The organism is Halomonas sp. M4R1S46 (assembly GCF_025725685.1).
Classification (GTDB): Bacteria; Pseudomonadota; Gammaproteobacteria; order Pseudomonadales; family Halomonadaceae; genus Halomonas.
Genome location: NZ_CP107008.1, coordinates 439,520 through 453,854, shown reverse-complemented (window position 1 = coordinate 453,854; position 14,335 = coordinate 439,520). Strand labels below are relative to the sequence as shown.

Below are 14,335 nucleotides of genomic sequence, written 5' to 3'. Positions count from 1 at the left end.
CGCCGGGCACCGGCCTGCCGGATGCCCGCATGACCTCACCCGAGACCGCTATCGCCCTGTCCCCGACCCTCGAGCTCGCCATGGAGCTCATGCGCCGCCCCTCGGTCACCCCCGATGACCTGGGGTGCCAGGCGCTGATGATCGAGCGCCTCGAGCGCCTCGGTTTCCAGGTGGAACGCCTGCCCTTCGGCGACGTGGAGAACTTCTGGGCCGTCCATGGCCACCACGGCCCGGTGCTGGCCTTCGCCGGTCACACCGACGTGGTACCCAGCGGCCCCGATGTGCACTGGGAATACCCGCCCTTCGAGCCCTGCATCGACGCGGCCGGGATGCTCTGCGGCCGCGGCGCCGCGGACATGAAGGGCAGCCTGGCCGCCATGCTCACCGCGGTGGAACGCTTCGTGGCCGCCCACCCCGACCACCCGGGACGCATCGCCTTCCTGATCACCTCCGACGAGGAGGGCCCGGCGGTGGATGGCACCCGCGCGGTGGTCGAGCACCTGCGCGAGTCCCACGACCGCCTGGACTACTGCATCGTCGGCGAGCCCTCCTCCACCGAGGCCCTCGGCGACGCGATCAAGAACGGTCGCCGCGGCTCGCTGGGCGGGGTGTTGCACGTCAAGGGCATCCAGGGCCACGTGGCCTACCCGCACCTGGCGCGCAACCCCATCCATCAGGTCGCCCCCGCCCTGGATGCCCTGGTACGCGAGCACTGGGACGGCGGCAACGCCTTCTTCCCGGCCACCAGCTTCCAGATCTCCAACCTGCGGTCGGGCACCGGAGCCACCAACGTGATTCCCGGCGACGTGGAGGTGGTGTTCAACTTCCGCTATTCCACCGAGCTCAGCCACGAGACGCTGCGAAGCCGCACCGAGGCGATCCTCGCGGCCCATGGCCTGGACTTCCACATCGACTGGACCCTCAACGGCGAACCCTTCCTGACCGCCGAGGGCGAGCTGGTGGACGCCGCCCTGGGCGGCGTGGAGGACGTGCTCGGTCGACGCCCCGAGTTGTCCACCGCCGGCGGCACCTCGGACGGCCGCTTCATCGCCACCCTGGGCAGCCAGGTGGTCGAGCTGGGCCCGGTCAACGCCACCATCCACAAGGTCAACGAGCGCGTCCGCGCCGCCGACCTCGATGACCTCTCGCGGGTCTACGAGGCCATCCTGGCGCGGCTGTTCGCCGCCGACACGCCGCGCCCCTGAGGTCGCCATGGAACGCTACCCCGACATCGAGATCTACCTGGCCACCGCCGACCTCGAGGCCCTGAGCCGCTGGCTCGGCGAGACCCTCGGCGCCGAGCCCCTGGCCCCCGCCGGCAAGCACCGCTGGCGCACCCGGGGGCACGGCAGGGATGACGACATCCCGGTGCTGCTGGTGACCCAGGCCGCCGACGGCTTCGCCAGCCTGTGGCTCGACAGCCCCCGCACCCCCTGGCCCACCGACGCCGACTTCGCCCGCGAGGCCGCCGCGACCCTGGGCTGCGAGGTGCGCTGCTCGCTGGGCGGCTGGCAACCCGGCGACGATCCCGACCGCTTCCTGCGCGTCCTGCCGGACGGCAGCGAAAGTGCCATCGACTGGCCGGACTCCGGCCGCTAAAACGACATCGCCCCGCAGATGCGGGGCGTCGTTCTTCAGGTGCTGAGATACAGAGTGATCAGAAAGCCGGCGAGCGCAGGCCGGTTTTCAGGTGATAACGGTGACGTCGTCGGCTTGAAGTCCCCGATCGGTACGCGACACGTGGTACTTCACCTTCTGCCCCTCGGCCAGGGTACGGTGGCCACGGCCACGGATGGCCCGGAAATGGACGAAGACGTCCTCGCCGCTGTCGCGGGTGATGAAGCCGTAGCCCTTGTTGACGTTGAACCACTTGACCTCGCCGATCTCGCGGTCGTCGTCCTCGACCTCCGCCAGGTTGACCAGTTGCGGGGTCAGGGCGTTGACCGCCAGGGTGGCGACCAGCAACAACAGGAAGACGGCCACCGCCACGGCGACATAGACCACGGCCACGCCGCCCACCTCGAGACTGGCGAACATCTCCCGGGACAGCTGGCCACCGGTGAGATGGATGCCCAGGGCGATCAGCAACGGCGCCGGCACGGCCAGCAGCAGGCTGATGATACTGCAGCGAAACACGACCTTTCGATTCATAAACCTTGGATGCTCTCTTGTCGTAGTAAAGGAAGTCTCGGGGTCGAAGCACCTGACGACGCCTGGCGTCGCCCTCGACCCGACTGCACGGGACAGGCCGGTACCACGATGAATGGTGGCACGCAGCATAAGGATTCTATCATGCGCGATGATGACACGCCCTCCACCCTTGACAGCCGACTGGAGGCCCTGGAGAGCCGCATTGCCCACCAGGAAGACTGGCTCGACACCCTCGACCGAGCGGTCGCCCAGCAGGAGCGTCGCCTGATGCACCTCGAGCGCCTCAGCGCGCTGATGCAGGAGAAGATCCGCGAGCAGCAACTGGCCCGCCAGGACGACGAAGCGGCGGCACCTCACCCGCAGGATGAGGTGCCGCCGCATTACTAGTCACTTCGCGACAGCTGGAAGGCAGCTTGTTGCCGCCAGTCTTTGAGTCAGGGGGGTGCTTCAACTTCAAGCTTATGACTTGCTTCCGGCGAAGCCGGTCCGGGGTTTCTTCCGGCTTCGGGCTTACGGCTTAAAGCTCCGGGCGAAGCCCGATTACAGTTCGTCGAGATAGCGCTCGGCATCCAGGGCCGCCATGCAGCCGCTGCCCGCCGAGGTCACTGCCTGGCGATAGACGTGATCCATGACGTCACCGGCGGCGAAGACGCCGGGCACGCTGGTGGCCGTGGCATTGCCCTCGAGGCCGGACTTCACCTTGATGTAACCGCCGGCCATGTCCAACTGGCCCTCGAAGATGCCGGTATTGGGGCTGTGGCCGATGGCGATGAACACTCCCGGGGCATCGAGCTCCCGGGTACTGCCGTCCCGAGTGGACTTGAGCCGCGCCCCGGTCACGCCGGTGTTGTCGCCCAGCACCTCGTCGAGGGTGTGGTTCCAGATCAGTTCGACGTTGCCGTTCTCCGCCTTCTCGAACAGCTTGTCCTGCAGGATCTTCTCGGCACGCAGGCTGTCACGGCGATGCACCAGGGTCACCTTGGAGGCGATGTTGGAGAGGTACAGCGCCTCTTCCACCGCGGTGTTACCGCCCCCCACCACCACGACCTCCTGGTTGCGGTAGAAGAAGCCGTCACAGGTGGCACAGGCCGAGACCCCCTGCCCCATGAACTTCTGCTCGGATTCCAGCCCCAGGTAGCGGGCGCTGGCACCGGTAGCGATGATCAGCGCATCACAGGTGTAGGTGCCATTGTCGCCTTTCAGGGTGAAGGGCTTGTCGCGCAGCTCGACCTCGTGGATGTGGTCGAACAGCACCTCGGTATCGAAGCGCTCGGCATGGCGCTTCATGCGCTCCATCAGCTCCGGGCCCTGCACGCCGATATCGTCACCGGGCCAGTTGTCCACGTCGGTGGTGGTGGTCAGCTGGCCACCGGCCTGCATGCCGGTGATCAGCAGCGGCTTGAGGTTGGCCCGGGCCGCATAGACGGCGGCCGTGTAGCCGGCCGGTCCGGAACCGAGGATGATCAGGCGTTCGTGGCGCGCTTCGCTCATGGGGACCTCACAACTCTGGAAGGGGAAAACGGGGCAACGGGCTCGGCGATGGCGACGGACGGGTCGGCATCGCCCAGGCCGCTGGGCGGTGAAGCGACGAAGAGGGCGGCCCGCAGGCCGCCCCCTTTAGCGCCAGCCGAACGCTTAGAGCGCCTCGGCGTGGCTGCCCAGGTACTTGGCGACACCCTCGGCGGTGTCCTTCATGCCTTCCTGGCCTTCGTCCCAGCCGGCCGGGCAGACTTCGCCGTGCTGCTGGTGGAACCGCAGGGCCTTGACCATGCGCAGCATCTCGTCGACGTTGCGGCCCAGCGGCAGGTTGTTGACCACCTGGTGCTGGACGACGCCGTTCTCGTCGATCAGGAAGGAGCCGCGCATGGCGACGCCGGCCTCCGGGTGCTCGATGCCGTAGGCCTGGGTGATCTCGTGCTTGACGTCGGCCACGATCGGGAAGCCGACCTCGCCGATGCCGCCCTTCTCCGGCGCGGTCTGGCGCCAGGCGTGGTGGGTGAACTGGGAATCGATGGACACACCGATCACCTCGACGCCGAGCTCCTTGAACTGCGCCAGACGGTTGTCGTGGGCGATGATCTCGGACGGGCAGACGAAGGTGAAGTCCAGCGGCCAGAAGAACAGCACGCGGAGCTTGCCGTTGCTGTCGGCGAGCTTGAAGTTGTCGACGATCTCGCCGTTGCCGAGGACGGCGGCGGCTTCGAATTCAGGGGCTTGACGTCCAACCAGTACGCTCATGCAGATCTCCTATGAGGGTTGATGATACCCGATGGTGAAGGGAAAAGAGCCACCTACGCTAGGACAGGTCGACTCGCCGCGCCACTAGGCCTGCTCAATGGCACGGATAGTGAAAATCTATCGTGATACATGATGCCCGGTGTGGGGCACTCACAGCACGTCGTCGTCGCGGCCCAGGGTCACCGACTCGAGCTCGCCGCTGACCGGCGAGACCTCGATACGCAGTTGGATCGGCGCACAGCAGCGCGGACAATCCTCCCAGGTCGCGTGACTGCCCTGGGAGGCATCGACCTGCAGGTCGAAGGCCGTATCGCAGTAGGGGCAGCGGACCGAATGGTTGTCGAGCTCTTCCTCGTGCACGGGACCTCCCGGGCCTGGTGTCACAGCCTGGGAATATGGGGCGTGACGGTCGGCATTTCAAGGGGACGGCAGCGCGCCCCGGTCACGCAGCCGTTGAAATCGGCTTCTATCATGACCATGTAATCTCATCAGGACCAGGATGGTTCGCTCACTCCCTCGCGAAAGGAGGACACCATGAGTACCGAGTCCACACCGGATACCCTGCAGACCCTCGAGGCCGCCGGCACGACCTACCACTACCACAGCCTGGCGAAGGCCGCCGAGACGCTCGGGGACATCGACCGCCTGCCGATGACGCTGAAGATCCTGCTGGAGAACCAGCTGCGCTTCGCCGACCAGGAGGGCGTCTCCCGCGACGACATGCAGGCCCTGGTCGACTGGCAGCAGGACGCCGCCTCCACCCGGGAGATCGGCTATCGGCCGGCCCGGGTACTGATGCAGGACTTCACCGGCGTGCCTGGCGTGGTGGATCTCGCCTCCATGCGGGCCGCCGTCCAGGCCCTCGGCGAGGAGCCCTCGCGGATCAACCCCCTCTCGCCGGTGGACCTGATCATCGACCACTCGGTGATGGTCGACGAGTTCGGTAACGCCAGCGCCTTCAAGGACAACGTCGCCATCGAGATGCAGCGCAACCGGGAGCGCTACGAGTTCCTGCGCTGGGGCCAGCAGGCCTTCGACAACTTCCGCGTGGTACCGCCGGGCACCGGCATCTGCCACCAGGTCAACCTGGAGTACCTGGGCAAGACGGTATGGACCAAGGAGGAGGACGGCAAGACCCTGGCCTACCCGGACACCCTGGTCGGCACCGATTCCCACACCACCATGATCAACGGCCTGGGCGTGCTGGGCTGGGGCGTGGGCGGCATCGAGGCCGAGGCGGCCATGCTCGGCCAGCCGGTGTCGATGCTGATTCCCGAGGTGGTGGGCTTCAAGCTCACCGGCAAGCTGCGCGAGGGCATCACCGCCACCGACCTGGTGCTGACGGTGACCCAGATGCTGCGCAGCCGAGGCGTGGTGGGCAAGTTCGTCGAGTTCTACGGCGACGGCCTCGCGGACCTGCCCCTGGCCGACCGTGCCACCATCGCCAACATGTCACCGGAGTTCGGCGCCACCTGCGCCTTCTTCCCGGTGGACGACGAGACGCTGCGCTACATGCGCCTGACCGGTCGCGACGACGATCAGGTCGCGCTGGTCGAGGCCTATAGCAAGGCCCAGGGCCTGTGGCGCGAGCCGGGCCACGAACCCATCTACAGCGATACCCTGGCGCTGGACATGAATGAGGTCGAGGCCAGCCTGGCCGGCCCCAAGCGGCCCCAGGACCGGGTCGCCCTGCGCGACATGCCCGCGGCCTTCGCCAAGGTGATGACCGACGACGGCAAGACCCTGCCCTCCTCCGAGGACAAGGGCCGGCTGTTCTCCGAGGGCGGCCAGACCGCCGTGGGGGTCACGGAGAGCTACGAGCACCACGACAGCCAGGAGGTCAGCCTGGACGGCGAGGCCTTCCGCCTCGACCCCGGCGCCGTGGTGATCGCCGCCATCACCTCCTGCACCAACACCTCCAACCCCAGCGTGATGATGGCCGCGGGCCTGCTGGCGCGCAAGGCCCTGGCGCAGGGGCTCACCACCAAGCCCTGGGTGAAGACCTCGCTGGCCCCGGGCTCCAAGGTGGTCACCGACTACCTGGCGGCCGGCGGCTTCCAGGAGGACCTGGACGCCCTGGGCTTCCACCTGGTGGGCTACGGTTGCACCACCTGCATCGGCAATTCCGGCCCGCTGGCCGAGCCCATCGAGCAGGCCATCAACGACGGCGACATGACGGTGGCCTCGGTGCTCTCCGGCAACCGCAACTTCGAGGGCCGCATCCACCCGCTGGTCAAGACCAACTGGCTGGCCTCGCCGCCCCTGGTGGTGGCCTATGCCCTGGCCGGCAACATCCAGAAGGATCTCGCCCGGGATCCGCTGGGGGTCGACCGCCACGGCAAGCCCGTCTACCTCAAGGACGTCTGGCCCTCCCAGGCCGAGATCGCCGAGGCGGTCGAGAAGGTCAAGACCGAGATGTTCCACAAGGAGTACGCCGAGGTCTTCGAGGGTGACGAGACCTGGAAGGCGCTCGAGGTGCCCCAGAGCCAGGTCTACCAGTGGTCCGCGGACTCCACCTATATCCAGCACCCGCCCTTCTTCGAGGGCATGGGCCGGACGCCCGAGGCGGTGGAGGACGTACGGGACGCCCATATCCTGGCCCTGCTCGGCGACTCGGTGACCACCGACCATATCTCGCCGGCCGGCGCCATCAAGCCCGACAGCCCCGCCGGGCGCTACCTGCAGGAGCGCGGCGTCCAGCCGGTGGACTTCAACTCCTACGGCTCGCGGCGCGGCAACCACGAGGTGATGATGCGCGGCACCTTCGCCAACGTGCGCATCAGAAACGAGATGCTCGACGGCGTGGTCGGCGGCGAGACCCGCCACGTGCCCTCCGGCGAACAGATGGCCATCTACGATGCCGCCATGCAGTACCAGGCGGAAGGCACGCCCCTGGTGGTGATCGCCGGCAAGGAGTACGGCACCGGCTCCTCCCGCGACTGGGCCGCCAAGGGCACCCGGCTGCTCGGCGTGCACGCCGTGCTCGCCGAGTCCTTCGAGCGCATCCATCGCTCCAACCTGATCGGCATGGGCGTGGTGCCACTGCAGTTCCCCGAGGGCGAGACCCGCAAGACCCTGGGCCTGACCGGCGACGAGCGGGTCTCGGTGGCGGGGCTCGGCGAGCTGACCCCGGGCGGCCAGGTCGAGGTGACCATCCAGAGCGCGAAAGGCGAGAAGACGTTCGAGGCGCTGTGCCGCATCGATACCGCCAACGAGCTGGAGTACTACCGCCACGGCGGCATCCTGCACTATGTGCTGCGCAAGATGATCGGCTCGGCCTGACCCACAGCCAGAGCCCCCGCAAGCACACGGCCCCGCCGGCTAGACCGGCGGGGCCGTTTTCGTTCCAAGGGTGAGGGGTGAACCGTATTCCCCCTCCCCTCGTTACACCTCTCCCGTGGCCCGTGGCCACATCCTAGAAGGCGCGGCGACGATAGCGCCGATACGCCGGCGCCCAGCTGTTGCGCTCGATTGCCCGGCGCAGGGAGGGGCCGTCGGACTTCAGCGCCACGCCTTCCTGCTGGGCCTGGGCCGCCACCTCGAAGGCGATGGCCTTGGACAGCTCGCGGATCTCCGACAGGGACGGCAGCACCGCGCCCTGGCCGGTCTTGGCCACCGGCGCCTCCCGGGCCAATGCCCGGGACGCCGACATCAGCATGGCGTCGGTGACCCGCTTGGCGCCGGCCGCCACCACGCCGAGGCCGATCCCGGGGAAGATATAGGCGTTGTTGCACTGGGCGATGGGATAGCGCTTGCCCTGGTATTCCACCGGCGCGAAGGGGCTACCGGAGGCCACCATGGCCTGGCCATCGGTCCAGCGGATCACATCCTCCGGCAGCGCCTCGGCCCGGGAGGTGGGGTTGGAGAGCGGCATCACCAGCGGCGAGGGGCAGCCCGCATGCATGGCACGGATCACCTCCTCGGTGAAGAGGCCCTGCTGGCCGCAGACGCCGAGCAGCACCGTCGGCTTGACCTGCCGGACCACCTCGAGCAGCGACTGGCCATCCCACTCGGCCACCAGGGGCGGGGGCTGGGCCAGCCGGCGCTGGAAGTCACGCAGCCAGTCCTGTTCGCTGGTCACCAGGCCTTCCCGGTCGACCATGAAGATGCGCTTGCGCGCTTCGGCCTCCGACAGCCCCTCGGCCTGCATGGCCACCACCACCTGCTCGGCGATGCCGCAGCCGGCGGAGCCCGCCCCCACGAACACCACCCGCTGGTCGGCCACGCCCTCGCCACGCGCCTGGCAGGCCGCCATCAGGGTCCCCACGCAGACCGAGGCGGTGCCCTGGATGTCGTCGTTGAAGCAGCACAGCTCGTCGCGGTAGCGCTCGAGCAGCGGCATGGCATTGGCCTGGGCGAAGTCCTCGAACTGCAGCAGCACCTTGGGCCAGCGACGCTTCACCGCGCTGATGAAGTCGGCCATGAAGGCATCGTACTCGTCCTGGGAGATGCGCGGGTGGCGCCAGCCCATGTACATGGGGTCGTCGAGCAGGGCCTGGTTGTTGGTCCCCACGTCGAGCATGATCGGCAGGGTATAGGCCGGGCTGATGCCGCCGCAGGCGGTGTACAGCGAGAGCTTGCCGATGGGGATGCCCATGCCGCCGATGCCCTGGTCGCCCAGGCCGAGGATGCGCTCGCCGTCGGTGACCACGATCACCTTGACGTTGTCCTTGGTGGCGCTGCGCAGGATGTCGTCCATGCGGTCCCGGTCGGGGTAGGCGATGAACAGGCCGCGATGGTTGCGATAGATGTTGGAGAACTCCTCGCAGGCCTGGCCGACCGTGGGCGTGTAGATGATCGGCAGCATCTCCTCGAGATGCTCGCTGACCAGCCGGAAGTAGAGGGTCTCGTTGTCGTCCTGGATGGCGCGCAGATAGATATGGCGATCCAGGTCGCTCTGGCACTGGCGATACTGCCGGTAGGCGCGCTCCGCCTGCTCCTCGATGGTCTCGACGTTCTGGGGCAGCAGGCCGATCAGGTTGAACTCCAGCCGCTCCTCCCGGGTGAAGGCACTCCCCTTGTTGAGCAGCGGCATCTCGAGCAGGGAGGGCCCGGCATAGGGCACATAGAGGGGGCGCTTGGCATCAATGGTCATAGTCGTCTCAGCTGTGTCGGGTATCCGGGCCGTGATGCTCTAAGGCACCTTCGTCGTTACTCTACCACGCCGATCCCCCGGCCATGCAGACGGGGCATCGCGGGACATGGCGTCTTCCAGACTAGACGAAACGCCCGAGACCCACGGCATGCCGCAGGCGATCCATGAAGGGGGCGGCCTCGGCCCGGGCCCGGTCGGCCCCCTGGCGCAACACGGCCTCGATATGGCCGGGATCTTCCAGCAGCGCCTGGTAGCGCTCGCGGGGCTCGCGCAGGTGGGCATTCAGGTACTCGAAGACGCGGTTCTTGGCCTCGCCCCAGCCGATGCCGTTCGCGTACTCGGTGCGCATGGCCGCGGTCTCCTCCGCCGTGGCGAAGGCCGAGTAGATCTGGAAGAGCGTGCAGCTGTCGGGATCCTTCGGCTCACCGGGCTCCAGCGAGTTGGTCTTGATCTTGCGCACCAGCTTGAGCAGCTTCTTCTCGGAGACGAACAGCGGGATGGTGTTCTCGTAGCTCTTGGACATCTTGCGCCCGTCCAGGCCGTTCAGCACCTGGACCCGCTCGTCGACCACCGCCTCGGGCTGGGTGAAATACTGGCCCTTGTAGAGATGGTTGAAGCGCCCCGCCATGTCACGGGCCATCTCGATGTGCTGGATCTGGTCGCGCCCCACCGGCACGCGCTGGGCGTTGAACATCAGGATGTCCGCCGCCATCAGCACCGGATAGCCGAACAGCCCCATGGTGATGCCCTTGTCGGGGTCCTGGTTGCCGGCCTCATCGTTCTCGGCCACCGCCGCCTTGTAGGCGTGGGCGCGGTTCATCAGCCCCTTGGCGCAGACGCAGGACAGCATCCAGGTCAGCTCGGGGATCTCGGGAATGTCCGACTGGCGATAGAAGATGGCGTTATCGGTGTCCAGGCCGAGTGCCAGCCAGGTGGCGGCGATCTCCAGGCGCGACGCCTCGACCCGCCGGGGATCCTGGCACTTGATCAGGGCGTGCAGGTCGGCGAGGAAATAGTAGGACTGGACGCTCGGGTCCTGGCTCGCGGCGATGGCGGGCTTGATGGCCCCGACATAGTTGCCGAGATGGGGAGTGCCGGTAGTGGTGATGCCCGTGAGGACACGGGTCTTGTCGGACGATGCGGTCATGAAAGCGGGACTCTGCTGACTCTCGAATGCCCGCTATGGTAACGCGGCGCCCCGATCAAGGCGACCTGCCAGGCCCTGCCATTCCTCCTGTATCAAGGCCCCTAATCCACGGCTTTTCCAGAGACGGGCCCCGGTGTGCCGGACCATCGCGGAGGCGCTGTGAACCCATCCTTGGGCGCTACCGATTCCGTCCCTGGAATAGGACCTCCTCTTCGACCTGTCCCCGGCGCCTCTCAATCGTATTCAATAGAAATTCCCCTGGCGGAAACGAAAAGGCCGGGATCCCTCTCGGAAGCCCCGGCCCTTTCGTCGCCTGCCGGTCCGGCCTTAGCCGATCAGCTTGGCGGTCTCCACGCAGCCGAGGCCGAAGGCGTCGGCCACCGCCCGGTAGGTGACCTGCCCCTCGTGGACGTTGAGGCCAGCGGCGAAGTGCGCGTCGTCGGCCAGCGCCTGCTTCCAGCCCTTGTCGGCGAGCGCCAGCACGAACGGCAGGGTCGCGTTGGTCAGGGCCTGGGTGGAGGTGCGCGCCACGGCGCCCGGCATATTGGCCACACAGTAGTGAACCACGCCGTCCACCACGTAGGTCGGCTCGGCATGGGTGGTGGGCTTGCTGGTCTCGAAGCAGCCGCCCTGGTCGATGGCCACGTCCACCAGCACGCTGCCGGGCTTCATCTCGGCGAGCATGGCTCGGGTGATCAGCTTGGGGGCGGCGGCGCCCGGCACCAGCACGGCGCCGATGATCAGGTCGGACTCGCGGACCGCCTCCTCGAGGCTGTCCGCGGTGGAGAAGACGGTCTTCATGCGGCCCTGGTAGCGGTCGTCCAGGGTCTCCAGGCGCGGGATGGACTTGTCCAGCACGGTGACCTCGGCGCCGAGCCCCAGGGCCATGCGGGCGGCGTTCTCGCCGACCACCCCGCCGCCGATCACGGCGACCCTGGCCGGGGCCACGCCCGGCACGCCCGGCAGCAGCACGCCGGCGCCGCCCTGGGCCTTCTCCAGGCTGTGGGCGCCGGCCTGGACGGCCATGCGGCCGGCCACGGTGCTCATCGGCGCCAGCAGCGGCAGGCCGCCCTGGGGCGCGGTGATGGTCTCGTAGGCGATGCAGGTGGCGCCGCTCTCCATCAGGCCACGGGTCAGGGTCTCCTCGGCGGCCAGATGCAGGTAGGTGAACAGGGTCTGGCCCTTGGACAGGCGCGCGACCTCCTCGGGCTGGGGCTCCTTGACCTTGAGGATCAGCTCGGCCTCGCGCCAGACCCTGGCCACGTCGGCCTCGAGGCGTGCCCCGGCGGCCTCGTAGTCGGCATCACCGAAGCCGGCGCCCTCGCCGGCACCAGCCTGGATGGTCACCGTATGACCACGCCCGACCAACTCGCGGGCACCGCTGGGGGTCAGGGCGACGCGGTATTCATGGTTCTTGATTTCCTTGGGGACGGCGATCTGCATGGGTAGTCCTCCGGTGCATGAACTGGGGATGACAACGGCTTGTCATCTCATTACAGCACAACAGAACAATCACGATGAGATCACGGGAGAAAAACAAAAGGATATTGGATATTGGCGCCGCCATCCCGAATAACGGCCTGAATCAACCCTTTTATACAGAAAGACCTCAGGTCAGTGGTGACTCATCGACCAGCGCCGGGCGATAGCCGGCCAGGAATTCCGCGGGCAGGCGCCGCGGCCGGCCGCTGGACAGCGCGATGCAGGCATAGCGCGTGCGGGCCCGCATCAGGGTGCGGCCGTCGGCGGGACGCCACAGCTGGAAGCGACGCGTCAGGGTCAGGCGGCCATCGCAGCCGACGATCCAGGTGGCCAGCTGCAGCCGGTCCCCCTCGAGGGCCGGCGACAGGTAGTCGAGTTCGTGACGATGCACCGCCATGGCCCGATCCAGCGCCCGGTAGCGGTCCAGGCCCAGCCCCAGCCGGCGGGAATGGGCCCAGCTGGCCTGTTCCACCCAGCGCAGGTACTCGGCGTTGTTGGCATGACCGAAGGCGTCGATGGCGGCCGCCTCGACGTCGCTCTCGATCAGGAAGGGGGCGGGCAGGTCCCAGGGCATGGCATCGGTCCCTCCTCGGACATGACGGTCAGCGGGCGTGGGCGTCGATCATGGTCGGCGGCTACCGCATTGCCAGCAGGTGTCGAAGACGGCCTCGAGGCGCTCGCCGCAGCCGGGACAGGTCCAGGCCGGCCGGTCGTCGCCTTCGGACAGAACCTCACGGATCAGCGTCTCGGCCCGCTGCCGATTATGCGGCGCCACCCAGACCTCGGGCTCGCACTCCGCCGGGGGCAGTTCCCCGGCGCCCCCGCCGAGGGTCAGGTTGCGCCGCTCGACCGGCACGCCGGCCGCCTCCAGCAGGTTGGCCACATGGCTGACCAGCAGCGGGTTCGAGTGGGCGAAGACGCGAACGAAGTCGAAGTCACTCATGGTATCGGGACATGGGCGAGCCCCGGTTCACGCCGCCTGGCCGGGTGCCACCATGCTGCCGTTGCCTCCTAGTCGCGGAAGACGCGGACCCCCAGCGCCTTGAGATAGGACGTCTCGGGAATCGCCGGGTGCACGGGGTGATCCGGCCCCTGATGCCCCTGGAAGAGGATCTGGCCATGGCGATCCTGGTGGCGCGCGGCGCCCCGCACGACGTCGACCAGGCGCTCCGCGGCCAGGTGCATCGAGCACGAGGCCGAGAGCAGCAGGCCGTCGCGGCCCAGCAGGCGCATCGCCTCGCGGTTGAGCTTGCCATAGGCCCGCTCGCCGGCGGGGATGTCCTTGCGCTTCTTGATGAAGGCGGGTGGGTCGAGGATCACCACGTCGAACTGCTCGCCGTCGGCCTTGAGCGCGGCCAGCGCCTCGAAGGCATCGCCCTCGCCCACCGCCACCTGCTCGTGCAGGCCGTTGCGGGCGGCATTCTCGGCGACCTGCTCGAGGGCCCGGGCGCTGGCGTCCACGCACAGCACCTCGCCGGCGCCGTGGGCGGCGGCCTGCACGCCCCAGCCGCCCACGTAGCTGAACAGGTCGAGCACCCGCTTGCCGGCCACCAGGTCGTTCAGCCAGGCGCGGTTGACCCGGTGATCGTAGAACCAGCCGGTCTTCTGGCCGTCGAGCACCGGCACGGCGAAGCGCACCCCGTTCTCCTCCAGCAGCACGGCCTCCGGCAGCTCGCCCTTCACCACCTCGACGTGGCTCTCCAGGCCCTCCTGGCGGCGCCCCCCGGTATCGTTACGCAGCACCACGACCCGCGGCGCCAGCACCTTGTCGAGGGCGTCCAGGAGCGGCTCGAGGACCGCCTGCATGCCGGCGGTATTGAGCTGCACCACCAGGACATCGTCGAAGCGGTCGATGATCAGCCCCGGCAGCAGGTCGCCCTCGCCGTGCATCAGGCGGTAGAAGGGCTTGCCGAAGAGCCGCTGACGCAGCGCCAGGGCCTGGTTCAGCCGGTGCACCAGCAGCGACCGGTCGAGCCCCGTCGCCGGGTCCCGGGACACCAGACGCGCGCAGATCAGTGAGTGGGCATTGACGTAGGCCACGCCCATGGGCTTGCCGTTGGCGGCCTCCACCACCGCCTGCTCGCCGGGCGCGAACGCCTTGAGCGGCGTGGCGTCGGTATCGACCTCGTTGGAGTAGAGCCACAGGTGGCCCGCCTTGAGGCGGCGGTCGGCATGCTTCTTCAGGCGCAGGGAGCGTAGGGCAGTCATCGGGAACTCTCGAG

General features: G+C 68.0%; 14 protein-coding genes. 4 read left to right on the top strand and 10 right to left on the bottom strand.

Annotated features, from left to right (window positions below; translation table 11 throughout):
• Window positions 1-29: 29 nt before the first annotated feature.
• Entirely contained in the window at window positions 30-1,205 is a 1,176-nt protein-coding gene (gene dapE, locus OCT48_RS02190; protein WP_263591119.1) for a succinyl-diaminopimelate desuccinylase, read from the top strand.
• Window positions 1,206-1,212: 7 nt separating this feature from the next.
• Entirely contained in the window at window positions 1,213-1,599 is a 387-nt protein-coding gene (locus tag OCT48_RS02185) for a hypothetical protein (RefSeq protein ID WP_263591118.1), read from the top strand.
• Window positions 1,600-1,686: 87 nt separating this feature from the next.
• Here the strand turns inward: OCT48_RS02185 and OCT48_RS19480 are convergent, their stop codons facing one another.
• Complete coding sequence (locus OCT48_RS19480; RefSeq protein WP_318152554.1) at window positions 1,687-2,151, bottom strand: cold-shock protein; 465 nt, start codon at window positions 2,149-2,151, stop codon at window positions 1,687-1,689.
• 141 nt (window positions 2,152-2,292) lie between these two features.
• Here OCT48_RS19480 and OCT48_RS02175 point away from each other — a divergent pair, with 141 nt between their 5' ends.
• Window positions 2,293-2,538: a SlyX family protein gene (locus tag OCT48_RS02175; RefSeq protein ID WP_263591117.1), complete on the top strand. Its 246-nt coding sequence runs from the start codon at window positions 2,293-2,295 to the stop codon at window positions 2,536-2,538.
• A gap of 153 nt (window positions 2,539-2,691) precedes the next feature.
• On the opposite strand, the gene trxB is transcribed toward OCT48_RS02175, so the two are convergent.
• The 3 genes from trxB to OCT48_RS02160 form a co-directional block, all read right to left on the bottom strand.
• On the bottom strand, window positions 2,692-3,642 hold the full coding sequence (gene trxB, locus OCT48_RS02170) for a thioredoxin-disulfide reductase (protein WP_263591116.1): 951 nt from the start codon (window positions 3,640-3,642) through the stop codon (window positions 2,692-2,694).
• 144 nt (window positions 3,643-3,786) lie between these two features.
• A complete protein-coding gene (locus OCT48_RS02165; protein ID WP_263591115.1) occupies window positions 3,787-4,389 on the bottom strand; it encodes a peroxiredoxin in 603 nt (200 codons plus the stop codon).
• Between the two features lie 150 nt (window positions 4,390-4,539).
• The gene (locus tag OCT48_RS02160) at window positions 4,540-4,749 is read right to left on the bottom strand and encodes a CPXCG motif-containing cysteine-rich protein (RefSeq protein WP_263591114.1); all 210 of its coding nucleotides are present in this window, start codon (window positions 4,747-4,749) and stop codon (window positions 4,540-4,542) included.
• A 174-nt stretch (window positions 4,750-4,923) separates the two neighbouring features.
• On the opposite strand from OCT48_RS02160, the gene acnA reads away from it, so the two are divergent.
• The gene (gene acnA / locus OCT48_RS02155; RefSeq protein WP_263591113.1) at window positions 4,924-7,671 is read left to right on the top strand and encodes an aconitate hydratase AcnA; all 2,748 of its coding nucleotides are present in this window, start codon (window positions 4,924-4,926) and stop codon (window positions 7,669-7,671) included.
• Window positions 7,672-7,804: 133 nt separating this feature from the next.
• On the opposite strand, the gene OCT48_RS02150 is transcribed toward acnA, so the two are convergent.
• The 6 genes from OCT48_RS02150 to OCT48_RS02125 all read right to left on the bottom strand — a co-directional run bounded on the left by OCT48_RS02150 (window position 7,805) and on the right by OCT48_RS02125 (window position 14,321).
• Window positions 7,805-9,484 (bottom strand): NAD-dependent malic enzyme, encoded by a 1,680-nt coding sequence (locus OCT48_RS02150; protein WP_263591112.1) that lies wholly within the window; start codon window positions 9,482-9,484, stop codon window positions 7,805-7,807.
• A gap of 121 nt (window positions 9,485-9,605) precedes the next feature.
• Window positions 9,606-10,631: a tryptophan--tRNA ligase gene (trpS, locus tag OCT48_RS02145; protein WP_263591111.1), complete on the bottom strand. Its 1,026-nt coding sequence runs from the start codon at window positions 10,629-10,631 to the stop codon at window positions 9,606-9,608.
• Window positions 10,632-10,958: 327 nt separating this feature from the next.
• Window positions 10,959-12,074 (bottom strand): alanine dehydrogenase, encoded by a 1,116-nt coding sequence (gene ald / locus OCT48_RS02140; RefSeq protein ID WP_263591110.1) that lies wholly within the window; start codon window positions 12,072-12,074, stop codon window positions 10,959-10,961.
• Between the two features lie 166 nt (window positions 12,075-12,240).
• Complete coding sequence (locus OCT48_RS02135) at window positions 12,241-12,687, bottom strand: acyl-CoA thioesterase (protein ID WP_263591109.1); 447 nt, start codon at window positions 12,685-12,687, stop codon at window positions 12,241-12,243.
• Window positions 12,688-12,735: 48 nt separating this feature from the next.
• Window positions 12,736-13,056 carry a DUF2007 domain-containing protein gene (locus OCT48_RS02130; RefSeq protein WP_263591108.1) on the bottom strand — a complete coding sequence of 107 codons (321 nt, stop codon included), beginning with the start codon at window positions 13,054-13,056 and terminating at the stop codon, window positions 12,736-12,738.
• A gap of 68 nt (window positions 13,057-13,124) precedes the next feature.
• A complete protein-coding gene (locus OCT48_RS02125) occupies window positions 13,125-14,321 on the bottom strand; it encodes a class I SAM-dependent rRNA methyltransferase (RefSeq protein WP_263591107.1) in 1,197 nt (398 codons plus the stop codon).
• Window positions 14,322-14,335 lie beyond the last annotated feature (14 nt).